Here is a 25,496-nt window from a genome sequence, read left to right as displayed (position 1 = left end):
CCAACTAGAATGGTAGATGGCATAAAAAATTCTCTGCCGTTAACCATACTGATTGTTGATAGGTCGATATTGATTTACGTTAACTTTTCACCATCTGGTGTGACATCAATTGAAAGTTGTGTGACAGCATTAAAATGCTGTAGACCATTCAACCGAGGCTGGTGACGCTCTCAGGTGGCTTCTCTGTGAGTGAATCCGTTTCCGTCCAGAGCCTGTCATAGTCATAGCCCGTCAGATCCTCAACAATGCGCCGCACGTGCGGTTCAACCGCCGCTTTGGAGCCGTTAGCCCGCAGGCGTTCCACCTCTTCCACAAAAATCTGGTGAGTCTGTTTGTTCAGACGGAACGTCAGGGCCTGCCAGAGGGCAAGGATCAGCAGTCCAGCCGTGCCGATAAACATCAGCATGGCAATCATATGAATCGCTTCCGGCGGCTGGACCTGACTCCCCTTCACGAAGCCGCCGGTTTGCAGCAGAAAGCCGACCACGAAGGTGGCAATGGCGACCGTGGTTTTGCGCGAGAAGGTCATCACCGCGGCGAACAGCCCTTCCCGGCGCTGGCGGCTGACCATTTCGTCAATATCAGGAATGAACGGGAAAACGTTCCACGGGGTGAACTCCAGCACGCAGCGGCCTACCTGATACAGCCCGGCGAGGATGAACAGCGTGGCCACGGTATTCAACGCGGGGATCTGATACACCGCGAGGAAACCGGCCAGGCACAGCATCATCACCGCATAGGCGAAGACGTACAGCCGGGCCGGACCGTATTTGATGATCCCAAGGCCGGCAATCAGCGTCACCGGCAGTCCCACGATACTCATCGACAGCAGGCTTCCCGCCAGCGATGACGAAACGTTAAGGCAGTAGACGCAGAAAAAGACAAACACGGTGTTGTAGACGTCTTTTCCGGTGAATGACAGCAGATAGATCGCCAGATGCTTTCTGAAGGCGCGGATTTTAAGCGTCGAGGCGTAGGATTTAAACAGCTCGCCAATGGCATTCAGTTTGTCAGCCAGGCTGGTGGGCAACGCGGACTTTTCCAGTTCTGCCTGCATCTCCGGGGTGATCTCCCGCTCCCAGGTCACTTTCCACGAGATAAAGACGCAGACCATAAACAGCACGGCGAAGATGACGCCGTTAATCAGATAGGCACTGGCGCTCTGCTCGCCAAAATAGCCGATCAACAGCCCGGGAATAAAGGTCGCCAGAAAGGTGCCGGACGCCGACAAAAACATGCGGCAGGTGGATAATTTGGTGCGGCCATTAAACTCTTTGGTCATCTCTGATGGCAGGGTTTCCCACGGGATCAGCACCATGGCGGCAATAATCTCAAACGCCAGATAGACCGCCAGATAAAAGCCGTAACTCATGCCGTCGAGCCACAGCAAGGCGTAGACCAGCATCAGCGGCGCGCCAATCAGCAGGAAAAAGCGCCGGCGGCCAAATTTTTTACCAAAATAGTTCTTGTAAAAGTGGTCGGTCAGGCTGCCCATAAACAGGCTGACTACCGCGTCGACAATACGGGCGATGGCCACAATCGATGCCGCTTCCATCGGCGATAAGCCCACAAAGGTGGTGTAGAAAAATAACAGCCAGGCGCCAATCACGGTAAAGGCGCCGCCGCCCATAATATCGGTTAATCCGTATCCAATACTCACTGGAATGGTGATGTTTTTCTTTGCACGAGACATACAGTTTCCTTACCTGAAAAAAATCCAGTTAATTCCCTGAAGGGGCCACCTGTTTTTGTTGTTTTAGGGGGGATAAAAAAAGGCTCTCCTGCATTTACAGGAGAGCCTTCAGGCGTCAGGAGATGACGCGATGCTTATTGTTAACGCCCAGCGCGGCAGATTTGTCTTCCGCGGCATCCTCCAGGATGCTCAGGTCACGGTCACGCACTTCTGGCATCAGGAGGGCGGAGATAAGACCGATAGCGGAATAGACCACCACCATTACCGCAATTGGCCACCAGGAGCCGGTCATGTTGCAGAAAATTCCCGCCAGCACCGGACCAAAGCCAACCGCCACCAGACCGCCCGCCTCTTTTGAGATCGCCATGCGGGTGAAGCGGTTTCGTGAGCCGAACATCTCGGCCATGGTGATATTTTCCAGGGCAAAGAGTCCGAGTACCGCAAAGTTATGGATCACGATAATCGAGGTCATGATAACGCCCGGGGTGTAGGAGTTATCGACAATAATCGACAGCATCGGGTAAGCCAGAATAATGGCGGAAATATTCAGCACAATATAAGGCAGACGACGGCCGATTTTATCCGACAGCCAGCCCAGCAGCGGGATGGTAATAAACCCAAGGATCGAGCTGATCATTAAGGCATCGGTCGGAATGCTTTTATTGAACAGCAGCGTCTGCACCAGGTAACCGGCGAGAAACGTCTGGATCAGACCGGAGTTACCCGCCTGGCCGAAACGCAGCCCGGTCGCCAGCCAGAACGATTTGCTCTTCACCATCGCACCCAGCGTACTTTCCTGCGCAGCAGCCTGTACCGGCGCTTCTTCGGCGTTGACCTGCTCAAATACCGGGCTCTCCTTGAGGTTCATTCGCAGCCAGATAGCAAAGATCATCACCACTACGCTGGCAAGGAACGGCACGCGCCATCCCCAGGCAAGCAGCTCTTCGCGGTCAAGGAAGAAAAACATCACTGCCCAGATGGCTGTGGCGCTAAGGGTACCGCAGTTGGTGCCCATTGCCACCAGCGAAGAGATAATGCCGCGTTTCCCTTTTGGCGCGTACTCCGCCAGCATGGTGCCGGCACCGGAGATCTCCGCGCCAGCCCCCAGACCCTGGATAATACGCAGCGTCACCAGCAGCACCGGTGCGAAGATACCAATCTGCGCATAGGTCGGCAGCACGCCGATCAGGGTGGTACAGATCCCCATCATGGTGATGGTGATAAACAGCACCTTCTTACGCCCCACGCGGTCGCCCATTTTGCCGAAAATAAAGGCCCCGACAATACGGGCGATATAGCCGGCGCCATAGGTACCCATCGCCAGAATAAGCGCCATCGCGGCCGACTGTTCCGGGAAGAAGATCTCGTGAAAGACCAATGCTGCGCCCAGCGAATAGAGCTGGAAGTCCATAATTTAAAGCGCTGTATCAGGACCTTGTGGGATTGTCCTTAATTCCTGAGTATTTAACAGTGACTTGCCGCTCGTGAAATGCATCCATTTGTTCTTTTGCATGTCACCTGCGGCGTTTTTATGTCCCACCCATGCCCCAAAAAAATGCTTTGCATGACTCCTTCGAGAAATCACCCCTCTTCTTTTGCTAGGCGAATCTCCTTGGGCAATATCTTTACCGAGCCATTGTATGATTAAGGGTGCGTTCCGCTTCCTTTACCGCAGACCGCTTTGTGCCAGGAGGGGACATTACAGATATGGCCGCGCGGTGTCACTTGCGGGGGTTACATGATTTACCTGTAATCAAGTGCAATAGCAAACGGGCAAATATTCTTGAGGCTGCGGGGAAGTGCAGCCTCAGTGATATGACTGTGGAAAGCGGTTTATTATTTCTTTGCTGCTCGAATCAGGCCGTCAAGCCATTCCTGATGACCATTAAGCATTGGGTTCGGGCGGGTATTTGCCAGATCTTTTGCCGGGACTCCGTTCTGTGTTTCCTGCGTTAGGATACGGACCCTGTGACCGGAAAGATCTTCCAGTAGCCACGCATGATGGACATCGAGTCGTTGAGCGGTATCTTTTTCACCGGCCCATCCGTGCCATGCCAGACGAGCAGGTTTACCTTCAGCAGGTGGAACAAACTCCACAACCTGAGCTTCAACTGGGAAACCAAACGTGCTGAAGTAGAAGCGAACCCCATTTTCCAATTCTGGACCTTTGTTGTCATAAAAGCGCACATCGGCGGAATTTTTATAGTATTCCGGCCATAGCAATGGCTGACTAAGGAGCGGCCAGACATCATTGACGTTCAGACCTAAGATGATCATTTCATTAGAAACAAAGTTATCGGTAAAACCCGGAACAAAGCCTTCTGGCCAGTTAATCGCGTTCATAAATTTCTCCAATTGCTTTAGTTGAGTGCACTGCGTGTGTCATTACGGCAGTAACGTGATGACAGTGATTATTGGTGCAATGGAGTTATAAGGCGAATTGTAATTACTTATATTCTTAATAAGATAAATTATATCAGGACGCGGGATGTTGGCTTACTTCTGCACATAAAGCACGAATCCACTGATGACTTGGGTCACGATGGGTTCGCTCATGCCAGGCCATGCTCTTGGTAAAGCCGGGTACTTTCAGGGGCAAAGGGAGAATGATGAGATCTTTGTTAGTCAGGACCATGCGGTGAGGTACAACTGCAATCATATCAGTCACTCGCAATATATCAGGTATCACCTGAAAACTATTAACTGACATGCCTACTCGTCGTGTCAGACTGAGCTTAGCCAGTGCTTCATCTGTAACACCGGTGAAGTTACCTTCTGAAGACACCAGAATATGTTCCTGTTTGCAAAATTGTTCGAGCGTCATTTCTGAACTCGCTGCCAGAGGATGATGACGTCGTGCTACGCAGACATAATCTTCTTCATAGAGCGCTCTTCCATGCAGGTCTTCGGGGGTTGTTTGCGGTATTATCAAAGCCAGATCAACTTCACCCCGAGACAACTGCTGATACATTTGCTCATTGTCCACGGGCCGCACGGCGATTTTAATATAAGGTGCACGTTGTTTTAGCTCAGCCATCAACGGAACGACAACAGCCTTAAGTGCATAGTCCATTGCGACGATGGTATAAGTCAGCTCTACCGTCACGGGATCAAATTCCTTTGGTTTCAGCAGGATAGCGATATCAGTCAGGATTTGTTTTACCGGCGTAGAAAGTTCGTTGGCCCGCATTGTGGGGACCATACCGTGGCTGGTGCGAACAAAGAGTGGATCGTCAAAGTAATCACGCAAGCGAATAAGCATACCACTGACGGCAGGCTGCGTCAGGAAGAGGCGCTGTGCAGCCCGAGTCACGCTTCCCTCATCCAGTAATGCATCAAGGGCCTTAAGAAGGTTAAGGTCGAGGGTTCTGATATCATTTTTCATAATGAAGTAGCCTGACAGATATAAAAATTTTAATTCAGGCTAAATGCTCGGGAAAAGGTTGTCTAGTAGGTTTGCGAGTGTTTTCCTTTTGGGTGATCTTCCATTTCTGGATGGTAAGCCTTGTACAGATAAGTCCGCTCTTCGCTCATAGCGGACATAAAACTTATTAGGGGGATCATTTGATCCCCCTAACTACGCACCGCTTCTTACACCGGGCACACATCATCAGCTGCGCTGTTAATGAAGAACGTCACCCTGCCCATGACTTCAGCTTCTTCTGCTGCTAAGCCCACTATCGCTTCACCATCATCACAAATCAGCGTTCCGCCATGTGATGTGAGCGGGTAAAGATACTTATCAGATGTAGCTGCTGGCGTACACTGCCGAATTACCTCCGGAGCCAGCAGTTTAAGAAGTCAGTCATTTTGACTGGACAAGTTGAGATAGGCATCGTAACGCCATGCTGCGGGCGTTAACCCCGTTCTTTTTTTGAAGAGCCTGCTGAACTGGCTAATGCTTTCAAAGCCGCACTCTTTAGCCACCTCTTTCAGTGATTTTGTTTTCTGTACCAGCAAGTGACAGGCATAGTCCGTTCTCAGGTGTACGATGGTTTGCTTAACGGTTCTGCCTGTTTCACGGGTCATCAATAAATCAAGTGTCCGCCTGCTTAATCCGCAGCGCGATGCTATAAAATCAGGATCAAGGCTTGTAGCCAGATTGTTTTTTATAAACTGAAGAGTTGATGCAACCTGTGGGGGAAGGGATGAAGGAATGTCTCGAACAGTATTAAATACTGTTTCATTTCTGACCATCTCGGTACTTAATTTCTTTATTTCGCTGATTCTTTGCTTTCTTTTTTGCGCAATTAGCTCAGCTATCCGCGAAGCAGCATTTCCTCCCGTACAAAGCCATATATCACCGTCATTAAAAACACCGGTATGAGCTGGAATGGATTCAAAAGTATAATGCTCACTCAAACTGCGGGAAGCATTAAAAGCAACCATGGTATGCTCGCTGATGTAACCATCTTTTGCCAGATGAAAAACAGCGCCGTCCATACATACGATTACTATTCGCTTGTTCAATGCCTTTTCGATCAATGGCTTCAGAGAAAATGTGAGCTGCTCATCATCCATACCGAGTTTACTACCAAAAATGATTAAGTAGTGATTAACTCCCGACACCATTTCCAGTGAGTCCAGAGTCAGGCTGGTTTTAACTTGCGTACCACAAGCTGAGGATACAGCCTCATTATCAAGTGCGATAAAGTCCCAGCTAAAGGTGAGAGATTTTTCTCCGTCTACAATGGATTGCAATGAAAGCAGACCCTCCAGTAAAACGCCCATGGACAATAATGAAAATCCGGGAAGTAAGAGCAGCTGAAGAGAAATTTTTAGGTGGTTTTTACCTTTTGGCAGCAATGGTCAGATATCCCTCATTAAAATATTATTAACGTATAATACTGGAAAAATTCGTAATGAAATCATCTCATTCGAATCGCATTCTTTATGAATGCTCATTATACATGTATGTGACTTCAGCCACTTTTCGACAGCAGAAGGTAACTTGCTTATACCACCTGTTTGGGCCAGCGCCTTCTGCGCGGCGAGGGAAGGATGGAGCGCGTAGTGAGCCGGGTTCCACATACGGAACATAACGCACCGTGTGGCAGGTTTAGCACGGGATTGAAGGAAGTGAAAAAGAACCGGTTACTTCTGCATACAGGACAGATAAATTTCATAACAGGTATGACCCTCACGCCGCTGGCTGAACTGACATCATACACAGTTTCGTTATAACTAAAGGAGTAATGGTTAACATTTCTTAATATTCCTGTAGCCGGACTTAAAAAACACCGACTTACAAACATTATCAGGAGCAATAAACCAGCAGCACTCACTGTTTATGGCAAGGCCACGCAGCATCCTGGACGATTTACTGTTACTCCGGACCGCACCAGATATTTAATAATGCCCGTGAAAGACCGACAAGACCCGACACGATAAGCACAAACAAACCGGCTAAAAGCGCAACATTTGCCATGAGAAACTCCTCATCAAGGTCTTAAAAAAAGGCGTGCCGCTTGAGCAGGCAAAGGTTATCAGCACAAACAAACAGCTTACTCTGATACAGGTGCCGGGTGCCTCCCGGTGACTCGTTACCAGTTATACGAGCCGCAAGCATATTTACACGAACAGCAACTGGATTGCCCCTCCGCACAGGGGGATTCACCTTCATTAACTTTAGATGATTTTAAACGAAGCGCTAATGCTCTCTACCTAAAGTAATGGCTTATGCTGCCGATATGTTAACTACCTGCGTCCTGAACGCGGGATTGATAACAAAACTAAGGGAGTTGCGCCCGTTCCCGTACGGGCTTTTTTTCTTCAAAGACATCGAAATGCTGCTGATGATAATTACTGATGAACATCCTGGTGCCGTTACGATTTCAGCGCCTGAACCTCAGCCTGCAGCTGCGTGACCTGTGTGGTCAGCGCCTCGATTTTGGCAATCGCGTGATGCAGCGCCAGCGCCGTATCCATCTGGATAACGTTATTATCAAGAGCTAAGGTGTCGTCTTTATCACAACGATTGCCCTCTTCGTCAAACTCAGGCGCTGCAGGAACCAGCTTCACATACTCACGGTCAATATCCCGTAAAGCGTCCTGGGCGATGATCCCCCGGCGCACACGTTCCAGGTAATCGCCGTTATACACGAACGTGCAGGGTTTCAGCTTCCTGATGTTGTCGTAAGAGGCTTTGCCATCGTCATAGGCGATATCGTGCTTCAGTGTGGCATCAGAGGTAGCTGCCTTCTGATACGTATAGTTGCCGGCAAACCCACCGTCCCCGCCCGTTGAGGTGACGAGATCCCCTGCTTCAGGCGTAAAAAGCCAGTAACGGACTTTTGAGCCGCTATCCCCAAACTGGACCATCGTGGTATTGCCCCAGTTACCTGTACCGTTGCCGACATTACCCCAGCTCGTCCGCAGAGGGTAACCTCCGCCATGTTGATAGCCCCAGGACCAAGCAGCTATGGCCCCCATGCCCTGGTTATCCAGGGTTGAGTCCATATACGCACCAGCGTAACCCCGTTGCCAGGACTGCGCCCAGCTTGTAGCCAACGGAGCACCTGTGCTGAGATATTTAGATGAAAACCCTCCATCGACGTTAAAGGAGTAAATATAGCTGACCGTCGTTGGATTACTGTTAACCTGTAGTTGCGTAGTACCGTTTGGCGCGGTGAAGAAGATGCTTCTCGCACCTCCATTATTATCCTGCAAATAAAGAAGCGTATTTGACGAAGCGTCGACGCTTTTAATCTGAACACTATTTTTGCATATCACGTTACCATTTACAGTACCACCATCTGTACTCAGGGCTTTTACATCTGCCGCAGTAAGAGTAATACTATCTTGTCTGTTTGCCATGTAATTTCCTTATGCCCAGACGCGAGCAGGCGTTTTTGGAGTCACGATGAATTCATGCAGAGGTGATAAATCAAGCCCGTCATTCATTACCCGGATATTGGCGTGATAACCAGGTTCCTCGGAATATTTTATTAACTCGTTTTCTTGCCCAGGATTTTCAACATCGCTGACGATGGTAATAACTCCGATGATATCCAGGCTGATATCCGGGTGGTATAAACAGCCCTGTTCTTCATCGACCAGAAAACCCGCCCCAATTAACTGCATACGCATTTCATCGGCGTCAGCAAAGCGCAGATATAAGCTTCTCATTAGCGGAGTCCATTAATTTGGTTAGGGGTTAATAAGCGGTGCCAGATTCGGAAGTTCCGAATGTGGTAAACCAACTGAGATTGTGAGCTGACATTTATCGAGGTGGGCACACCGTTAGGTATTGCGGGTGCTCCCGCCCTTACGCCTTTCTGTCCGTTAAAATAAGCAGTCAGGGTATTGTCAGTGTCAATCGTTTGAGTAAATATCTGACGATGAAACGGGTATGTAACGCTAATGTTAGGGCTGAAACTGCCGCTCGAACGGAGAGAGTTGATAGTCGCACTGGCAATGCGAAGCATAATATCGTTTCCCACACCCACACCAGCTAATAAATTAAAATATCCTGCGGTAGTTGGAACGAAAGCATTCACAGAAAGCTCAAAACTGATAGTTCTGTTAAACAGGTCCCCCACCACACCATACCCAATATTGCCGGAGGGCTGGAGCCGCAATGTTTCCTGCGCCCTTGTCACCTCTGCGGTTGTTGTGGGTATATAACTGGTCATGACAGGGTTGGATTCTAGTTGCGCACCCCAGACATAAATACCTTTAACGCCATCACCAGCGAAGCCTGAGGTATTCCCGTTCTCGTCCAGCACCCATATATTAAAGTTTACAGTTCCATTCTCAGATATAACATCAGAAGTGATTGAGCAACGATACCATCCATTAGACAGAGGTGTGATTGTAGGTGTCCCTGTAGTACCTAAAGGTTTCATGGTGCCAGCAACTAAATCAAAATCACAACTCCGTCCATCAGGAACAAGGGTGCCGGAAAAACTAAGGCGGCATTTATTATATTCCCCGGCCTTTACAAAGTAGCTTAATGTGTAAATGCCGCCTGTAGTGACAGGCAATGTCTTGCTGATATAATGCGAACCCAATTCCGATGTTGGCATTAATTTTGTAGCGGAGTTGCTGCCATCTGGCGCGGCAAACCCAGACGTTGTAGTACACCTTGCTTTAGGCCACCAGGCAGCATTCTGGTCCCCTGAATAAAGCATGCTATTAGTTCCCTGCCCCTCAATTAATAAGCCTTCTCGCTCGAAACGCGGTTCGTTGATATCAGCGGTCTGCAATACGCCGGATTTGTTGATATATGTTCCCGAGCCCGCCCGTGTAAAACCCACTGATTTTGTTGCCAGTTCCAGCGCCTGACCCGAGATGGTCAGCCTGTCATAAGGCGCAGAGCCCGCAAGCAGGCGCAGATCGTCGTTGAGCGGCGCCCACACGTCAGGGAACGGCGCTGCCTCGAAAGGTACAGAGGTCAGCAATAACGCGGCGGCCAGTGATGCTGCGGCACTACTGGCGCTGGCGGCAGCGTTATTCTCCGACGTTTTAGAATTCGTCTCAGACGTTTTCGCGTTGGTTTCTGAGGTCTTGGCGTTGGTCTTTGATGTATCAGCCGCAGAGGCACTGCTGGCTGCCGCATTTTTCGACGTGTTTGCGTTCGTCTCAGAGGTTTTAGCATTCTTCGCTGACGCTTCCGCCGCCGCTGCGCTGGTCCCTGCCGCGTTCGCGGCGGTGATCAGCTTCGACCAGCTGGGGCCCGTTTTTTTCGAACCATTTGCCAGAGTAACGGTGACGTCACCAGTGCCCGATAAAATCAGGTCCTGGTTGATAATACTGCTTTGCGCCAGGCGAAAACCTTCCGTGACGGCGTTCGCTAAATCGTCATCAAGTGTGGCCATTCGTGATGTCCTTAAAATGAAAAACCCAGCCGGAGCTGGGTTATAAGGGTGTGATTATTGAATTCAGAAGAAACAACGAGTGCGCAGCCGAAATACTTATATCGGATTATTATTCCCAGCCCGTTTAAGCCAAATCGCCAGCATCCACCTGGCTGGAATTAATTACCTGCATAACCGGAGAAGTTTGGGGAATTTCTTTTGGTAATTAACGCCATTGATGGCTGCATATCCATAAAAGTATTGGCATTAGTTATTCCTCTCAGGCCAACACGTATAGTTACAGGCCCTGAATTTGCAGGTATATCCAGACTACCTGTCACAGGTACATAACTGTTAACCTGACGACTCACACTATTGGGGTCGTTATACGAGAGCTTTAAGCCAAGAGACACTACTGTAATATCTCTCCCGTTTATATTGATATATGCTTCCAGAGAACCATTGTAAGCTTCACTTTCATTCCAGACGACAAATGTCGGAACAGCGATAGTGACGTCATATGGGACACCCCCTGCCCAGGTAACCTGTCGATAAAAATCTCTTTGTTGGCCTGGATCTCCCCTGAATCTGCCACCAGGGAAGGAGAACATATTAACGACATCGCCTACGATTTTGTTCGCGTAAACTGTGCCTTTGAAGTCTCCATCCGTCGCGTAAACTGTCCCTCTGAACTCCCCACTGGTTGCGTATATCGTCCCCCTGACCGTCACGCCGTTAAACGTGGCATACCCGGATTTATTGATATGCCAGCCGACATTGCCGGTCCCGTCCCAGTTGCTGGACTGGAGGTAATTGCCGATCTTGCCGTTGTCGATGGAACCATCCTGGATGAACACCGATCGCATGAACATCTGCCCGCCGATGGCGGCAAACACCAGTTCCTGTCCTTTTGTCGTCGGGTTATAAACCGCAAACGTATCGGCAGAAATCAGGAAGTTTGAGGACCCGGTTGCATCAATGCCCAGCTGAATACCCGCGATACGTTTAACCCCGTTCGCTTCCACCTGAACCTTAACGCCCCACTGGGTACCCAGCTTGTCGTTGATATCTGCAACAGCTTTACTGGTCGTCTGGACACTGGCATTGGTATCGCCGATCGCAGCCGTCACCTGCTCAATGCTGGTCGCGGTGGCGCTCTCCAGATCCGTAACGGCTTTATCAATGCGCGTAATGGCTGCAGCGTTGGTCTGGCCGTTTTGCTCTACCGTCGCCTTAAGCGTGGTGACCTGCTCCGCCACGGCACTCGTGGCATCCGCGGCGGTCTTCCGGCTTTCGATGATTTCAGCCATCGTTTTCGTTTCGCCAACAGCATACGTCACGCGCTGTTCAGAGAACGCGGTGAAGCTGGCGAGCGCATTGGTGACGTTACCGACAATACCGGCATCCCGGCTGGCCGTGTTACCGTCCACGTCAACCTTCAGACTGTCGATGCGGCGGCCGAGCGCGCTGTCAGCATTCGTGCGGGCCGTGGTTTCCGTGCTGATGTCCGAAGTGTTCTGGTCGGTCGTGGCCTTAACCGCAGCCAGCGCGGTGGTCTGCGCCTTGTTGTTATCCGCGACGGCTTTGGTGACTGTGGTGATATCTGCGGTGTTTTTGCCGACGGTAACCTGCAGGCCCGAAAGCGTGGTGGCCTGAGCCTCCTGCTCAGTTGTCAGCGTCGCCAGCTCCTGCGTAACGGAAGCCTGGTTAGCGTTAACGGTCGATTCCAGCTTCTTCCGCTCCGTCACCTCAGCTTCCTGCGCCGTGATGCGTGCCTGGCGCTCGGTGTACAGCAGGCCCGATGCCAGTTTTGACGGGTCGTCACCGGTATAACCGCCCCGGATCTGCGTCGCCAGCGTCTCGCGCGCCGTGGCTTCCGCCTGGTCGCCGGTAACACGGGCTGTCGTTTCCTGCTGCAGGGCGGCCATCCCGGCGCCCGGCGTTGGCCGCCCGATCGCCACCCAGTCAATCAGGAAGTAGTTTGTCGCGTCCTGTTTACTGGAAAGGTCCAGCCGAATCTGGTTAATCGTCGTCTCGGCCAGCCAGGGGATATCGTCGCATTCCAGCGTTGCAACGCCGTCGGCGTTATACGCCGGTTCGGCCACCACGAAGCGGTTGGTTTCGTTGAAACTGGCCGCATTGCGCCAGCGGATTTCCCCCGCCCATGCAGGCGCTCCCACTTTCCTGATACGCAGCTTCAGGAAGCGATACGCAGCTGCTGTTATGCCCAGCGTCGCAGGAGAAGCAACGTACGGGTCCGATGCGTGGTTGGCAGGACGGAGCCAGCCGTTAACAATGGTCGGCGTGCCGTTACCGGACCAGCCCTCCGCAGTCGAATCGAAGTACCAGATTTTGGCCGGATCAAACTGAGAACCGGTCCCCGCCGACACCTGCGCAATCTGCTGCGCCAGCGATTCAGTGGTGGTCTGAATCGTCTGGTTGACGTTGCTGATATCCGCGACGCGCTCGTTCTTCTCGGTCAGCAGTGCCTGGCCGCGGGCCGCTGCCTCGTCGGTGATGGCTTTCTTACGGTCCGTGACCTCCTGTGCAAGGCCCGCTTTGGTCGCCGCCGACTCTTTTGTGACTGTGCTGATATCATTGCGCGCCGACTGGATATCGTCACCCAGATCAGTTATATCCGAAACCAGGTCTTTGTAGGCGTCGGTCTGTTTGATCTGGTTATCGATATCCACCAGGTAATCCGCGGCATCCGAGCTGCTGCTGCCCTGAATGAAGTCAGTCCAGGCCGACTTATTGCCGGTGCGATCCACCAGCCGCGCCCGGTACCAGAACCCTATCCCGGCCTTTAGCCCAAGTTGCTGGTAAATTTGCTGAGGGTACGGAACACCAGCCAGCAGCATCGGGTTCGCGCCGGTTGATACTGTGGAATACTGAATTTCTGTCTGCAGCGTATCGCCAGTGCCGGCAGGGAAATCCCAGTCCAGCTGCACGCCCCAGAGCAATGGCGTGGTACGGAAATTAACTGGCTTTGGAACATCTCCCACACGGCCTTTGAGGTGTGTCAGCGTTGACGTTGCCCACAGGCTGGACGCCCCGCCTGAGTTTATCGCCCGGACCCGCACCAGATAATCACCTTCAAAAATGCCGGGCACCTCAATATTGCGGAGCCCGGTTTGCGGGACGTTCACCCACTCGCTATCGTTCCGGCGCCACTGAGCCTGATAGGCGATCACATCGGCCTGCGGCTTACCGGCTTTATCCAGTGGAGCATCCCAGGATGCGGTCAGCGTCGCTATGCGCTGGCCCTGGCGCACCGACTCGTAACTCGTTACCACGATATTGCCGGGCTGTGAGACAACTCCCGTGGGGATGAGGCTGATCGGCGGGATATCGAGGCGCGCATTGTGGTCGACGGCATCATATTTCGATGCGTTGTATTCCGCGCCGGTAATGGTATAGGTGTTTTCCTCATCGTTAAACGTCAGGTTCGTGACGCGGAAGTACTGCAGGCGCAACTGCCCAGCATCGATAACGAATATAGCGTTTGGCGCTGGCGCCGCTGTGAACGGTGTGGCCACGATCAGCTGCGTGCCGTTGACCGCCTGAATAATCCGGCTTTCCACAGTGCCACCCTGGGTGCGGATCATCAGTGTGTCACCCGCGACGGCGCTGGTACCGCGATCGGTTGTTACCGCTTTAAGCCCGGCGTTATAGTCCGTGAGGCGCCCGCCATATACCCTGCCTGATACGCGCTCATCAGCAAAAGCGAAGACGGTGCCTGGCACAAAGGCGAAGCCATCCAGCCCGGTCTGCAGCGTGATCATGCGATCGAGCGAGTTGGAATAAACCGCCCATCCGCCGCGGCGCTGAGCCTCGCTTTCACGCGTGCAGCCGATGGCCGTGAGCTGCGTCTGCTTAAATTTGAACTGCTTCACCAGGTCAGGAAACATTACCGCGGTGGTGCGGTCCTGATAATGGTTATCCGGGTCGCTGAAGTTAATCAGCGCGCTCGAGAATCGCGTCTTTTCGCTGCCGCTGGAATACGTTGGCTTGCCCACCACTGATGCGCGGGTGAGGATCTGCAGCTTCGACGTGTCTGCCGGCATATCAGAGACAACATTGAACATGTTGTTGCCCCAGAACGTCATGCCGTTGAAGCCAGCAGCGATATCCTTGATAACCTGCCAGGCGTCGGCCTGCGACTGGATATAGACGTCAAACATAAATCGCGGTTCTGTGCCGGTACCGCCCTTCCCGTCCGGTACTTGCTGGTCACAGCGCTGGGCAATGCGGTAGAGCTCCCATTTATCGAGCATATCCACCGTTACCCGGCGGCCCAGACCAAAGCGCGGCTCTGTCAGGACATCAAACCAGATCCACGCTGGGTTGTTGGTCCATCCCCATTTGAAGGTGCCGTCCCATGTGCCGCTGTACGTCCGCGCGTCGGGATCGTAGTTCTGCGGGATGCGGATCACCCGGCCTTTTGGCTTACAGGATATCTTCGGGATGTTGCTGAATGCTTTGGCGTTGAATGACACATACAGCAGCGCGGTATGCGGATAGCGCAGGCGGGCGTCGATCACCTCAGTGATGGCCTGCACCTGCGTTTTGTTCTGCAGCATCTGGCTGGCGCTGTCGGCAGTATCGCGGACCACACGGATCTGCCAGCCAGTGGTGGCTTTGGGCAGATTGATGCGGTGCGTCAGTTCGTACAGTGAACTGAGCTTTTCCGTTACCGTTTTGGTGAGCACTGTCTGGTATGCCCCGCCATCAACCGCAACGTCGATGTGATATGCGACGGTTGTGCCGACGATATCACCGTCGTTCTCCTGCTGCTGCAGGCCGGTGATCCCGATGCGCACCAGCACAGCATCAATCTGGGTATTGCTGATAGCGCGTGTCCAGGAGGTAGCCTTCGTCAGCGATACGCCAATACTAGTCTCGTTCTCCACAGCAGGAAAGCCGGGGATCGGCGTCTGCGTCTGCGTGCCGGGGCGAAAATCCCAGGAGACATTCTCAAAGTTCATTGAGCCGTCTGGGTTACCCAGCGGCGTGCCGTCGAGGAAAATCCGGGTCGCATCCAGCCCGCCAGCAAACTCACCTTCGCCAAGTGCCAGCAGCATGCGGCAGCGCGCCATTGACTGAGCTGAATCAGGCTGTTCGACAGGCGTGTGCTGCTTCTGGCTGCCACCCTTTGCACCAGTAATCGTTGCCATATTGCATCCATAAAAAAACCCGCCGAAGCGGGTTGGTTTTACCGTGGGTTTATCACTCAAAATACGTGACTGCAGTTATCTCATAATCGTAAGTATTTTCAGTCCCGGGCTTTTCCACATGGGTAATGATCTCTCCCGATTTTAGATGCCTTTCAAGGACGTCAATAGTCGAACTGAATTGCTGATAATCTCTGCCCCAGTCAATTGCCAGAGCCTTCTTATCAACACTCGTTGAACTGATGAATGAATAATCTCCGGGAGGTAGAGAACCATATCCGTATCCAGTGATAACCCCATAAACCCTTTGCTCAGGTTTGATATGCCCTCTGGAATCTATAGCAGCGACAAACTCCAAAGTTGAATCGAGGCGGATATCATTTTCCTGTTTCAACCACTTAGCGATAATTTTTACTGCTGGCATTGTAGTTTTCCCTGTAGTAAATGCTGAAGAAAGTAGCATAACACTCCGCGGGCTAACTGTGGCCTATGTTGCTGAAAGTTAAATATCTTCTGCCACGATCCCCGCGCTGATAATCGCACCTCCGATCTCGCGTTCGCCATATAGCAGCGCGACCGGGTTACCCATTGCCAGGGTATTCACTGCGCCACCAAAGGCATAACTGGGCTTGTTATCGGGGTCATCGCGTCCCTGCAGACCTTTGGGCTGCGGTGAGAGCATCTGGTATATGCCGCCGGCCATCATACTGGCACCACCGATAAGTAACGAAGGCGCGAATGCCTGCCCGCCTGGTATGAACGAGGCAACCACCCCAGCAACCACCATGACCGCTCCAAGGATCGTCTGGAACATACCGGCCTTCTTCGCCCCCTCCATCACCGGTGCGATGCGAATATCACTGTCCCCGGTCAGGTCCTTAAAGTCATCCACGCCGATGTTGCGCTTACCGCGGAACACCGCGAAAGTCATGCCGTTCTTTTTGGCGTTCATCAGGTAGCTTTCAAGCCCGTCGAAGTTGATGCAAAGTGCCTTCACGGCCTCCGCCGAGGTCTGAACCGCCAGCCTGTGAACGCGTCCAAACCGGGCCCCTAGGGCGCCATACAGACGAATAGTGGTTAAACGCGCCATGGTTGAATCTCCTGCTGAAGGTCTTTGTGACGAACGCAGATCATGGTCCGGTCTTTGAAGTAGCCGCGGGCGTACGGCGTGACGCATGAAGGCTGGCCGTATAGATGATGCAGCAACTCGCCCTCTTCAGTGATGATCCCCGCGTGGTTCCACTTGGCAGACTCCACCTGCATGATGACCATACAGCCGGGCGCCGGGTCGCATTCGACAAACCCTTCCCGCTCCCAGTTATCGAAATACAGATTGTCCGGGTATTGGCTTTCCCACCATGGGTAATCAACGCGGAAATCGTTAAGCATCACGCCCTGGGTGGCGTGCCAGTCTATGACCAGCCCCCAGCAGTCGTGCGAGCCCAGAATGAACGGGCGACCAATCAGAGGGATGGCGTCCGGCGTTACCTCTGCATATTCATCGCAGTCCGGCGCGTAGATGCCCCAGACCACGCCGGAGTTATTACACTGCTGGCGATCGAGGTCTGACGGGATAGGCCGGGCGCCGTCGCCTGGATGGGAGTGAATGATGCGGATAATGGTCCCGGCATCCTCAGCATTCGCCCAGTGCTCGCCATCAATGCGGAAATGCTCTGTAGGGTTTTCGTGGCTGTTCGGTACAGGGATGTAACGCTGACGCCGCCCCGACTGGATGACGAAGCCGCAGCACTCGCGCGGAGATTCCTCCAGCGCATGTGCGCGGATCGCCGCCATAATGGTTTTGTTCATTGGTATGTCCGGTTATCGAGAGAAGAGAACGGTCGCCGGGAAGCCGCCAAAGTCGAGGTTTGCTGCATTAGGCTCTGCCAGACCGGCTCCAAACCGCTTACGGCAGTCACTTAGGCAGCCGCCGCACACATCCAGCGCCGGGTCAGCGACCGCATTACCCTTCGCATCGAAGTACGCCGTGCCGTTGTAGGTGCAGCCATCACCGCTGCGGTATTGCCCGCGCAGCGCCCACTCACATAGCGAGGTAATTTGCCGGGTCGGGATCACCAGCCCCTGCAGGTCAGCCGGACTGCTCATTGCCCACGATACCACCTCATCATCTTCTGAGGTTTTGGTGTCCAGCCAGAAGGTTTGCAGGGAGAATGCCGTCGGGTCCGCCGCAGGGTTTACGCCGCCCGGGAAGTTAACCGCATCGAGGTAAATGGCGTAGGTGTCGATGATGCTCACCTTCGCATTCACCATATCTTTGAACTGAAGGCACAGCGCTGTGATATGCCCGTCAAGGTTGGAAACATTGAGCTTTGGCTCAGCGGCCTGGTCAGTGGAGAGCGACAGATCCGCTACCTGAAAAGGCCAGAACTCGTATGCGTTACCATCCCAGATTATCGGCTTTGGCCCCAGCTTCGACTCGTCGCCGTTTGCCGCATCAATCTCTACTGGCGTGTGGGGGAATGGGGCGTAGTGAAAGCGGTGGATTCCGCCACTGAACTCGGAAGCGTCCACTTCGACCAGGCGGACCCTGCCACCCGGTGCCAGCATTGCCGCCTGATCGATGAGTCCCATTATGCGTATACCCCATATGCCCGTCTGATGGTGAAAATCAGCTCGGCGGCATTGTTACTTAACTGGTTCTTTCGAATCGAATTGGCAACGACGCGATACAGTCCTTTCACTTCGCCCGGCGGGGTGATGATGAAGGCTTTCACCGTATGTGCCAGCAGGAATGCGCGGATTTCATTAACCTCTGCATCTTTGCCAACATGTATCATCGGCACCTGAATCGCCGTGGAGTTAATGCCATTCCCGGCAACCTGCTCATATCCATCGCCGAACCGGGCGGTTCGGATAGTCTGATCATACTCAATAGCCCCACCGCCCAGCTGGACGGGCCATTTATAGGTTTCTACGGCCATATTTGCCCCATAAAAAAACCCACTGTAAAGTGGGTTTATATTCTGATAATTGCTTAGGTATTCTACCGACAATGCATTAGACGACGTATTCAAGCATTATTAAAAATCTGCCTGAACCAGTCACAAAAAGGAAAATAAGCGTGAAAAGAATTGCCCCTTTAATTTTTGTTTTTTTATTGCCGTCAGTTGTCCATGCCGAGGTTATGGTAAAAAAAATTTGCGACATTGCTTTTGAGAATGTCAAAACTGGTGAATTATTGTCCGCATCGTCTAATGGTGCGGTGGTTAACGATATGGATAACATGTTTACTATTTATGCTAAATCTGGCAAATACTCGTACTCAAGGGTATCACCAGTATTAACTCAAAAAAGTGGCGTAGATGGGTTCCCTGAACATGGGGAATATACTGAGGATGGGGAGCTCATGCGCCGCCTGGATGATGGTTCTGAGTTCTACGTCACCACTAAAAAATTTAGGATAGTGGCAATAAACTGTAAATGAGATGACCGCTAATTAAAGTGGTCTAAGCTATCTCCCCTTGATGAAGTTATAAATGAGTCCACCATTCTTAAGGTGCTTCTGCACGACAAGTGTGGCGGCATTCTGCATCTCTGCCGCCAGCGCCCGGCCCATTGCATCGCCAGAGCCTTCTGATTGCGCTGAAGCATTGCCGTTGGCATCGACGTGTACGGTTGTTTGGATCACTGGTGCCGTATTACCCGCGCCTGCGTTATTGCCCAGGCCGAACATGGGTGCCCGACCGACCAAACCACCGCTGGCATAGCCCCGGGCGTTGTGCATCATGGCATAAAGGTTGCCCACGCCAATTGCAGCTGTGGCCTCTTTGGTGAAAACAAATTCATCCTTATGTACGATGCCTGCAGGCTCATATTTGCCTCCTGGTCCGGTATAGCCACCAGAATCATAAAGGCTTACGCCTGAATTAGCCGCACTGGTGTAGGCACCTGATGGCGTGCTCCCACCGCTACTGCTGACGCTGCCAGTAACCCACCCCAGCGCGGATTGTACGGCATAGGCCACCAGCAACCGGTTGATGACATCAGCGATCATCTTCATCATCGATGCAGCAAAGCTTTTGAAGCTGGCTGTGCCAGTGGTCACGAGGTTCGTCATCATATCGGAGATACCACCCAGGGCTGACTGCGCCACGCTTTGCATGGAGGCATAGACGTTCATAGCTGAGTCCAGGTATTCGGACCACCCTTTCTTAAAGCCAGCCCGCCAGTCACCGCGAAGCTTATCCTCCGCTTCGTAGTAGTCGTTAGCAGCTTTAAGCTCCTTCTGGTAGCCCTCATCCTCAAGGCTGCCGCCAGCATTAATCCAGCCACTGCGCAGCTGAGAGAGCGCCGTCTGGCGGCCTGCCAGCCTGTCGCTCATCGTTGCGCCTGATTCAAGCCCGGCCCGCTTCTCTGCCATCTGCGTGACATATTTGCTGGCCGTGTCCATGCGCTTGTTCAGCTGCTCCTGGGCGGTGACCTGGTCACCCAGCAGCGCCTTCTGGCGCGCCAGCGCCAATACCTGGTCTTTGCTGGCCAGCAGGGATTGTTCCTGCTTGGAGAGCTTGCGCTTACCGGCGGCTTCCTCCAGTACGGCAAACTGCGCCTCGGTTTTCCATAAATCCTTACGCTGCTGACTGATAACGTCATTAATGCCCTGGTGCTCTTTCAGAACCCTGAGCTGCGCCTGAAGGGCCAGCAGATCAGCCTGCGCTTTGTCTTCTGCGCTGTCTCCAGCAGAAACCGCCGCCCCTCTGTTCTTTTTCTGTCGGTCTTTCAGTATTTGCTGCGCTCGGTCAGTAACCTTGCTTTGCTGGTTCGGGCCGCTGTCTACCGTTGTGCTCCTGTCACGGTTTACATAGCCCGTTTCACCTTTACGTACTCGCGCATCGCGTGCAGTGTAGGATTTCTCCAGCTCAGCAATGTCTTTTTTGGTCTGGGCAATAAATGCTTTATTGTCTGTAGCCATATCCCCGAACAAGGACTTCATGCCGGGAATATTTTTGGTTTTCTCATACGCGGAGTTGGCAAACTCGGCAATGAGGACATCACCCTGCTTCAGTAAAATCTGGACCTGCTCAACTGTTCCTGCGACGACATCGATGATCAGATTAAGAGCACCGATAGTATGATCTCCCACCCACTTCCAGGCGTCGGCAGACCATTTTTTTATGCTATCCCACATCTGTTCCAGAGGCGTGCTTGCATCATCAATTTGCTGCATACGCTTTTGCATCGTATCGGCAAAAATCCGCATGCCCTCGCTGACAGCTTCTTGTTTTTTATCTGAGTCCTCCAGCCCGGCGATATAACTTAATTGCGAGACCGACAGAAAGTTATACTGGGAGTTCAGTTCAGCCAGCGCCTTGACCGGCGATTTCATTATTTCGGCAAACGAGGCTTCAATTTTTTCGGCCCCACTACCCATTACCTGTGTCCATTGCTGGGAGGTCTGCGCCACGAGTTGCAGCTGGGCGGTGGTGAACTTCCCTGACTGGGCCAGGCGGGCCAGGGTTTCAGCAACTGAGTTGGTGCTGGCGGTCGTGTTCTCACCTATTTGTTCAGCCATTTTCCATAGCTGGGCTGTAGACGTCGCAGACGCTCCGCCGGTTAACACGATCGACTGATAAAGCTCGCGATTAGCCTGCTCGGCCTGCCATGCGGCTATAGCCATACCGCCAAGGATCGCAGTAAAACCACCCACAGCCAGCCTGGCTGGCGTCAGAAACCGCAACAGGCCGCTGGCGTGCTCGGCATTCTCTGCCAGTGCGTTGGCATTTTCTGAAAGAGATTCTGAAGAATCATCAGACGCATCTTTAATTCCCAGCAACTCTTCCTTGATGACTTGAAACAACCCACCAATACCACCGAATGAGTCACTGATTTGCCCGCCCTGCTGGATCAGCACCATCCATAACGGCATGCCACCTGCAATGGAAGTGGCAATATCAGTGAACTGTGCGGGAAGCATCCTCAGGGCCTGCTGATATTGCCCGGCGCTGAGTGTGCCTTTATTGAACACCCTTTCCTGCTCGCCAAGCTTTGCGATGAACGGGGCGGCCTGCTCCGACACACCGAGCTGAGCGGCTCTCATCTCCAGCAGCTCGATCCGCGTCTTGCCCATTGCGTTCGCCTGGTCCTGAAGCGAAGAGATGAACGAATCGCGAATGTTCTGGTTACGCCTGAGTTCCGCAGCCTCAGCCCGCTCTGTTGCCTCCAGCTCGGCGATCGCTTCTTTCAGCATGCGCGACTGCTGGGCTGTAATCTGCCGCTGGGCAGCCTCCTGCTGGACGGCACGTTCCTGCTCCCGCAGTCGAGCAATAACCGGGGCAGCTTCCTCGGCGATCCCCATTTGCGCTGCCCGGTACTCGGCCATATCCGCCTTACTGGCGCGGAAAGTCGCCGCCTGGTCAGTAATGGATCTGAGGAAGTTTTCCTGCGCGGCGGTGGCGCGCTGCGTCTCCTGTGCCTGCTTTAACCGTTCCTGCCCTTCAGCAGTCTCGGCCTCCATGACCCTGCCGAGTTTCTCCCGGGTAGTTTCCAGGACGCTGTTGTAGCGGGAGTAATCCTCATCAGGCACCAGTCCACTCTTACGGAACCTGCTCAGGCTTTCCTGCAGGCTGTCCAGCTCATCCAGTGCCCTGTTCACCGGACTGATTTTATTCAGCAGGTTCTGCAGCTCCTGCTGCTGCTCTTTCAGGCTCTGGGTATTCTTTTTCTGATCGGATGCACCCGCGCGAAATACCGAGTTCAGATCATCGGCCTTATTTGCGGCGCCGCCAGCCGTCTGTTGGAAATCGTCCAGCGCCTTGTTGCCGCGCTCCAGCTCGGCAGTATTCACCCGGAGCGAAATCGTTGCAATATCAGACATTAAGCCCCCTGATGGACAATCTTCAGCGCCGCGCTTTCCATTACGCGGATATCCGTTAACGCGGTTGCCTCATCCTCCACACCATTAAGCTTCATCAGCCAGGGCAGCACGTTGTAATCCAGCCCGGTGATGCCGCCCATGCCCGTGCGCCACTGGGTGCCCATTGACTGGAAGACAGCGAACGCGGGCCAGACGTCCGGCCATACCTCAACGGTCTGCTCTTCTTCGGTGTAGTCATCAGCACTCAGGCCGAACGCGGCCAGGTCTTCGGTGGAGGGTTCAGGCGTATAAAATGCCGAGGCAACCGCTATTAGTTTTTTTCGCGGTTACCCGTCAGTTCGCGGTAATAGGTGCCGACGATCGCTTTCATTGCGCCCGGATAGTTGTCCAGCAGCACTTCAAAATTTTCCTGGCTGAACGCGTCAGGCAGTGCCCAGCCTTCGGTGATCTCCACGAGAAAATCGATGGCGGTCTTACCTTCCAGCGTCTCCAGTGCGGCCAGCTCCTTAAGCGGCTTGTGGCGAAAAGTAAACGTAAGCATGCCGTCATCATCACCTGCGCGCGGGATCTTAACGTCGGCTTTGAAAGTGGGTTTGGGCTGAAGCTGGAATTTAGTGGCCATGTGTTCCTCGGCAGAAAGAAAGGCCCGCTGACGGGCCTGTTAAAGGGTGAATCAGACAGCCGCCTGCGGAGCGGCGTCTTTGTAGAAGGTGATATCGCGGGACTGGATAGCAAATGCAGGCTGTACCGTTTCGACGTTGTTTACGGCAGTGGTCGGCTGTGGATCAAAAGAAGCTTTTCCGGACCAGTAACGCATCTCTTTTGCCTTTGGTACGTACATGCGCAGCGGCAGTGTATCGCCGGAACGATCGGCAGCTGACAGCACGCTGTAAATCGGCAGCGTGGAGTCGTGCGCCATGGTGAAGGTCTGCGACTTGGCCGCCTTGTAGGTCGCCAGGTTGCGCTGACGGTCATCGGCAAGGAACTGGATCTGCGTGTACTGCTGATCGCCGCCGGACTGTGCAACCTCGGTGATCTGCGGGATTTCAGTCCACTCGGATACTTTGCTGAGTGAACCAGCACCCGAGCCAGCCGGGAAGAAGTTGGTATCGGTGCTGTTAATCACCCCGATCGTCACGCTGGTGGTCGTCTGCGCGGTGACACGCGCCACCAGGCTGTCAATCAGTACCCAGCCGCTGGAAACCAGTACCACGTCTCCCACAGCGAGGCCGTGGCCGTTTGCAACGGTAAAGACGGCGCCTGCGGCATTGCTCACGCCCGTCACCGCCACTGGCGTGGCAAGTTTCGAGCCGACAAATACCGTGGCGCCATTAGGTAATGCGAAGCCCATAGGGATTCTCCATGTAGAAATATAAAACCGGCAGAGCCGGTGGGGATGATCAGGCTGAGATATCAGCCCGGTAGTTAATGCTGACGGGGATGGAGTAGGACACACCGTCCGGTATGCCGCGGTAGATGGCGGGCGGTGATGTCACCCAGGCGGTAAAGCCGTCGCCGGGGATCTCCTGGTTCTCCGGGAATAGCCCGGCGACGCGGCGGGCCAGCGCTCTGGCCTGTGATTTGCCGCCACCCGCTGGCGCGACGACAGTGACCTGATACACGCCGGGGTAGACCCGGCAGCCACCCGCTATATCGATGCTGTACGGCTGCGCAGGCATATCATGGGAGATCAGATACAGTCCGTCGCCTGGCGGGTCGAACTGAATGTTATCCCACGCTACCGGCACGCCCTCGCCGTCAGACCACATACCCAGCATCGCCTCAAGCGCCGTTGTGATGTCCGGTATCATTTTTAACCTCGCTGACTGCCTCGCTGAAGTACCGCTGGAACTCGGCGGCGGTGATGCGCACCATGCCGCCAGGCGCCTGACTCGAATGCCCCATTTCCAGCGGGTAGGCATACGGGACGTTGTTGCAGAAATAGACTGCCGTGGTACCTACTTTGAACTGCTCCAGCACCAGATTACCTGCGGCGATGGTCTCATGCCCGGCCTTATCGATGCGCCCGGTCTCACCTCTGGCCCGCTGGTCAAACGACACCTGCCAGTTGCCGCGAAAACGCCCGCCCGTATAGCCCGGCGGTGCCTTCAGGTCCATGCTGTCGTTAACCTTACGACCCGGCCGCAGCCGCCCTGCTTTAGTCAGGTTGCCCGGATTCTGCCGCAGTTGGCTGTTGTGCTCGGAGACCGCCGCGTTATAGGCCTCCGCCGTCTGGTTGACTGCCCACAGCTCTGGATTGCCGACAGGCGACATCTGCACCAGCCGCGCCAGGATTTTGATGCCGACCACGCGCACCACTTCCTCCTGTCGCTCCTTTGCCTGGCTAACGAACGCATTAATGGACACCATAAACGCCTTGTTATCTGACATGCTATGCCCTCAGCTGGGCCCGGTAGCACAGCAGCAGTTTGCCAGGCTTAACCGGGTTGGGCTTTTCAATGCGGTACCATTTGCCGTCCACATCCACCATGTCACCGGTGCGCAGCTCGGTATCAGCAGTAAACACAATGCGCGTGTCGCCGTTTATGATGACCGTGCCGTCAATTTCGCCGGGTTTATACTCAGTCCGCACGCCGATAGCAGTGAAGCTCTTATCCGGCTCGCGATGCTCAACGCCTCCTGTGACCGTTACGGTGCCCTTGCGCTTTATCGGGTACGCCGCGCCGTTCTCCGTAAGCAGGCGCGTGCTGGTGGCTTTCATGCGCGTATAGTTAACAGGCATATTAACGGCGCTCGATATTGGCATTGATGAAATCCAGCTTCAGCGACTCTAGTGCCCCGACGAGGACATAAGGCCTGCCGCCGTTGTGCCAGCAATCTAGCGCGTTACCGTCGCCTTCGATAAGCAGCAGCGCTACGCTATGGCATGAGCCTCTTCGGGCATGTTCCAAGGCGTCGGTGAGCAGTCGAATCACTTCAGCATTATCGGCACCGGATTCAGGCTTTGGCTTGAACGGTACGATCGTTAAATCAGGCAT

At 53.4% G+C, this 25,496-nt stretch carries 22 protein-coding genes and 1 pseudogene; 1 reads left to right on the top strand and 22 read right to left on the bottom strand.

Features of this window, described 5'->3' with window-relative positions:
* Window positions 1-148: 148 nt before the first annotated feature.
* The 14 genes and pseudogenes from ACP4QI_RS10085 to ACP4QI_RS10020 form a co-directional block, all read right to left on the bottom strand.
* The gene (locus tag ACP4QI_RS10085; protein WP_426494730.1) at window positions 149-1,693 is read right to left on the bottom strand and encodes an MFS transporter; all 1,545 of its coding nucleotides are present in this window, start codon (window positions 1,691-1,693) and stop codon (window positions 149-151) included.
* A 115-nt stretch (window positions 1,694-1,808) separates the two neighbouring features.
* Window positions 1,809-3,104: pseudogene (locus ACP4QI_RS10080) on the bottom strand (MFS transporter); the annotation flags it as partial.
* A 425-nt stretch (window positions 3,105-3,529) separates the two neighbouring features.
* On the bottom strand, window positions 3,530-4,036 hold the full coding sequence (locus ACP4QI_RS10075; RefSeq protein ID WP_426494731.1) for an SRPBCC domain-containing protein: 507 nt from the start codon (window positions 4,034-4,036) through the stop codon (window positions 3,530-3,532).
* 133 nt (window positions 4,037-4,169) lie between these two features.
* Entirely contained in the window at window positions 4,170-5,078 is a 909-nt protein-coding gene (locus ACP4QI_RS10070; protein WP_426494732.1) for a LysR family transcriptional regulator, read from the bottom strand.
* Between the two features lie 416 nt (window positions 5,079-5,494).
* Entirely contained in the window at window positions 5,495-6,499 is a 1,005-nt protein-coding gene (locus ACP4QI_RS10065; protein ID WP_426494733.1) for a helix-turn-helix domain-containing protein, read from the bottom strand.
* Window positions 6,500-7,519: 1,020 nt separating this feature from the next.
* The gene (locus ACP4QI_RS10060) at window positions 7,520-8,509 is read right to left on the bottom strand and encodes a tail fiber domain-containing protein (protein WP_426494734.1); all 990 of its coding nucleotides are present in this window, start codon (window positions 8,507-8,509) and stop codon (window positions 7,520-7,522) included.
* Between the two features lie 9 nt (window positions 8,510-8,518).
* Window positions 8,519-8,821, bottom strand: a complete 303-nt coding sequence (locus ACP4QI_RS10055) for a hypothetical protein (RefSeq protein WP_426494735.1) — start codon at window positions 8,819-8,821, stop codon at window positions 8,519-8,521.
* Window positions 8,821-10,512: a phage head spike fiber domain-containing protein gene (locus ACP4QI_RS10050; RefSeq protein ID WP_426494736.1), complete on the bottom strand. Its 1,692-nt coding sequence runs from the start codon at window positions 10,510-10,512 to the stop codon at window positions 8,821-8,823. The genes ACP4QI_RS10055 and ACP4QI_RS10050 overlap by 1 nt, the downstream gene beginning before the upstream one ends.
* A 158-nt stretch (window positions 10,513-10,670) precedes the next feature.
* Window positions 10,671-15,668 carry a TipJ family phage tail tip protein gene (gene gpJ, locus ACP4QI_RS10045; RefSeq protein ID WP_426494737.1) on the bottom strand — a complete coding sequence of 1,666 codons (4,998 nt, stop codon included), beginning with the start codon at window positions 15,666-15,668 and terminating at the stop codon, window positions 10,671-10,673.
* A gap of 52 nt (window positions 15,669-15,720) precedes the next feature.
* Entirely contained in the window at window positions 15,721-16,089 is a 369-nt protein-coding gene (locus ACP4QI_RS10040; RefSeq protein WP_445730311.1) for a hypothetical protein, read from the bottom strand.
* Window positions 16,090-16,167: 78 nt separating this feature from the next.
* Window positions 16,168-16,755 (bottom strand): tail assembly protein, encoded by a 588-nt coding sequence (locus ACP4QI_RS10035; protein ID WP_285112810.1) that lies wholly within the window; start codon window positions 16,753-16,755, stop codon window positions 16,168-16,170.
* Window positions 16,743-17,474 carry a C40 family peptidase gene (locus tag ACP4QI_RS10030; protein WP_285112812.1) on the bottom strand — a complete coding sequence of 244 codons (732 nt, stop codon included), beginning with the start codon at window positions 17,472-17,474 and terminating at the stop codon, window positions 16,743-16,745. Before ACP4QI_RS10030 ends, ACP4QI_RS10035 begins: the two co-directional genes overlap by 13 nt.
* A gap of 12 nt (window positions 17,475-17,486) precedes the next feature.
* Window positions 17,487-18,257 carry a phage minor tail protein L gene (locus tag ACP4QI_RS10025; RefSeq protein WP_426494738.1) on the bottom strand — a complete coding sequence of 257 codons (771 nt, stop codon included), beginning with the start codon at window positions 18,255-18,257 and terminating at the stop codon, window positions 17,487-17,489.
* A complete protein-coding gene (locus tag ACP4QI_RS10020) occupies window positions 18,257-18,607 on the bottom strand; it encodes a phage tail protein (protein WP_312293137.1) in 351 nt (116 codons plus the stop codon). The genes ACP4QI_RS10025 and ACP4QI_RS10020 overlap by 1 nt, the downstream gene beginning before the upstream one ends.
* Before the next feature lie 140 nt (window positions 18,608-18,747).
* On the opposite strand from ACP4QI_RS10020, the gene ACP4QI_RS10015 reads away from it, so the two are divergent.
* Window positions 18,748-19,110, top strand: coding sequence for a hypothetical protein (locus tag ACP4QI_RS10015; protein ID WP_426494739.1), 363 nt, complete (start codon window positions 18,748-18,750; stop codon window positions 19,108-19,110).
* Window positions 19,111-19,137: 27 nt separating this feature from the next.
* Here ACP4QI_RS10015 and ACP4QI_RS10010 read toward each other — a convergent pair whose 3' ends face one another.
* From ACP4QI_RS10010 to ACP4QI_RS09975, 8 genes are all read right to left on the bottom strand, one after another.
* Window positions 19,138-22,497, bottom strand: a complete 3,360-nt coding sequence (locus ACP4QI_RS10010; protein ID WP_426494740.1) for a phage tail tape measure protein — start codon at window positions 22,495-22,497, stop codon at window positions 19,138-19,140.
* Window positions 22,497-22,745 (bottom strand): DUF1799 domain-containing protein, encoded by a 249-nt coding sequence (locus tag ACP4QI_RS10005; protein WP_224214523.1) that lies wholly within the window; start codon window positions 22,743-22,745, stop codon window positions 22,497-22,499. The genes ACP4QI_RS10010 and ACP4QI_RS10005 overlap by 1 nt, the downstream gene beginning before the upstream one ends.
* A 62-nt stretch (window positions 22,746-22,807) precedes the next feature.
* A complete protein-coding gene (locus tag ACP4QI_RS10000; protein WP_426494741.1) occupies window positions 22,808-23,119 on the bottom strand; it encodes a phage tail assembly chaperone in 312 nt (103 codons plus the stop codon).
* Window positions 23,120-23,170: 51 nt separating this feature from the next.
* Window positions 23,171-23,848: a phage tail protein gene (locus ACP4QI_RS09995; RefSeq protein WP_426494742.1), complete on the bottom strand. Its 678-nt coding sequence runs from the start codon at window positions 23,846-23,848 to the stop codon at window positions 23,171-23,173.
* Between the two features lie 49 nt (window positions 23,849-23,897).
* Window positions 23,898-24,308 (bottom strand): phage tail terminator-like protein, encoded by a 411-nt coding sequence (locus tag ACP4QI_RS09990; RefSeq protein ID WP_426494743.1) that lies wholly within the window; start codon window positions 24,306-24,308, stop codon window positions 23,898-23,900.
* The gene (locus ACP4QI_RS09985) at window positions 24,280-24,888 is read right to left on the bottom strand and encodes a hypothetical protein (protein ID WP_426494744.1); all 609 of its coding nucleotides are present in this window, start codon (window positions 24,886-24,888) and stop codon (window positions 24,280-24,282) included. The genes ACP4QI_RS09990 and ACP4QI_RS09985 overlap by 29 nt, the downstream gene beginning before the upstream one ends.
* 1 nt (window position 24,889) lies before the next feature.
* Window positions 24,890-25,264, bottom strand: coding sequence for a hypothetical protein (locus ACP4QI_RS09980; RefSeq protein WP_426494745.1), 375 nt, complete (start codon window positions 25,262-25,264; stop codon window positions 24,890-24,892).
* Entirely contained in the window at window positions 25,242-25,496 is a 255-nt protein-coding gene (locus tag ACP4QI_RS09975; RefSeq protein ID WP_426494746.1) for a hypothetical protein, read from the bottom strand. Before ACP4QI_RS09975 ends, ACP4QI_RS09980 begins: the two co-directional genes overlap by 23 nt.

Source organism: Leclercia sp. TB492, from assembly GCF_049974505.2.
GTDB classification, from domain to species: Bacteria; Pseudomonadota; Gammaproteobacteria; order Enterobacterales; family Enterobacteriaceae; genus Enterobacter; species Enterobacter adecarboxylatus_C.
The sequence above is the reverse complement of the archived record's forward strand: the minus strand, read 5'-3'. Positions and strand labels throughout refer to the sequence as shown.

Bases quoted from the DNA above. Each gene is read 5' to 3' on its own strand.
- ACP4QI_RS10070 (WP_426494732.1), bottom strand. From the start codon at position 5,078: ATGAAAAATGATATCAGAACCCTCGACCTTAACCTTCTTAAGGCCCTT.
- ACP4QI_RS10085 (WP_426494730.1), bottom strand. From the start codon at position 1,693: ATGTCTCGTGCAAAGAAAAACATCACCATTCCAGTGAGTATTGGATAC.
- ACP4QI_RS09985 (WP_426494744.1), bottom strand. From the start codon at position 24,888: ATGTCAGATAACAAGGCGTTTATGGTGTCCATTAATGCGTTCGTTAGC.
- ACP4QI_RS10060 (WP_426494734.1), bottom strand. From the start codon at position 8,509: ATGGCAAACAGACAAGATAGTATTACTCTTACTGCGGCAGATGTAAAA.
- ACP4QI_RS10075 (WP_426494731.1), bottom strand. From the start codon at position 4,036: ATGAACGCGATTAACTGGCCAGAAGGCTTTGTTCCGGGTTTTACCGAT.
- ACP4QI_RS10035 (WP_285112810.1), bottom strand. From the start codon at position 16,755: ATGGCGCGTTTAACCACTATTCGTCTGTATGGCGCCCTAGGGGCCCGG.
- ACP4QI_RS10050 (WP_426494736.1), bottom strand. From the start codon at position 10,512: ATGGCCACACTTGATGACGATTTAGCGAACGCCGTCACGGAAGGTTTT.
- ACP4QI_RS10040 (WP_445730311.1), bottom strand. From the start codon at position 16,089: ATGCCAGCAGTAAAAATTATCGCTAAGTGGTTGAAACAGGAAAATGAT.
- ACP4QI_RS09995 (WP_426494742.1), bottom strand. From the start codon at position 23,848: ATGGGCTTCGCATTACCTAATGGCGCCACGGTATTTGTCGGCTCGAAA.
- ACP4QI_RS09980 (WP_426494745.1), bottom strand. From the start codon at position 25,264: ATGCCAATATCGAGCGCCGTTAATATGCCTGTTAACTATACGCGCATG.
- ACP4QI_RS10030 (WP_285112812.1), bottom strand. From the start codon at position 17,474: ATGAACAAAACCATTATGGCGGCGATCCGCGCACATGCGCTGGAGGAA.
- ACP4QI_RS09990 (WP_426494743.1), bottom strand. From the start codon at position 24,308: ATGATACCGGACATCACAACGGCGCTTGAGGCGATGCTGGGTATGTGG.
- ACP4QI_RS10000 (WP_426494741.1), bottom strand. From the start codon at position 23,119: ATGGCCACTAAATTCCAGCTTCAGCCCAAACCCACTTTCAAAGCCGAC.
- ACP4QI_RS09975 (WP_426494746.1), bottom strand. From the start codon at position 25,496: ATGCCTGATTTAACGATCGTACCGTTCAAGCCAAAGCCTGAATCCGGT.
- ACP4QI_RS10055 (WP_426494735.1), bottom strand. From the start codon at position 8,821: ATGAGAAGCTTATATCTGCGCTTTGCTGACGCCGATGAAATGCGTATG.
- ACP4QI_RS10025 (WP_426494738.1), bottom strand. From the start codon at position 18,257: ATGGGACTCATCGATCAGGCGGCAATGCTGGCACCGGGTGGCAGGGTC.
- ACP4QI_RS10010 (WP_426494740.1), bottom strand. From the start codon at position 22,497: ATGTCTGATATTGCAACGATTTCGCTCCGGGTGAATACTGCCGAGCTG.
- ACP4QI_RS10020 (WP_312293137.1), bottom strand. From the start codon at position 18,607: ATGGCCGTAGAAACCTATAAATGGCCCGTCCAGCTGGGCGGTGGGGCT.
- gpJ (WP_426494737.1), bottom strand. From the start codon at position 15,668: ATGGCAACGATTACTGGTGCAAAGGGTGGCAGCCAGAAGCAGCACACG.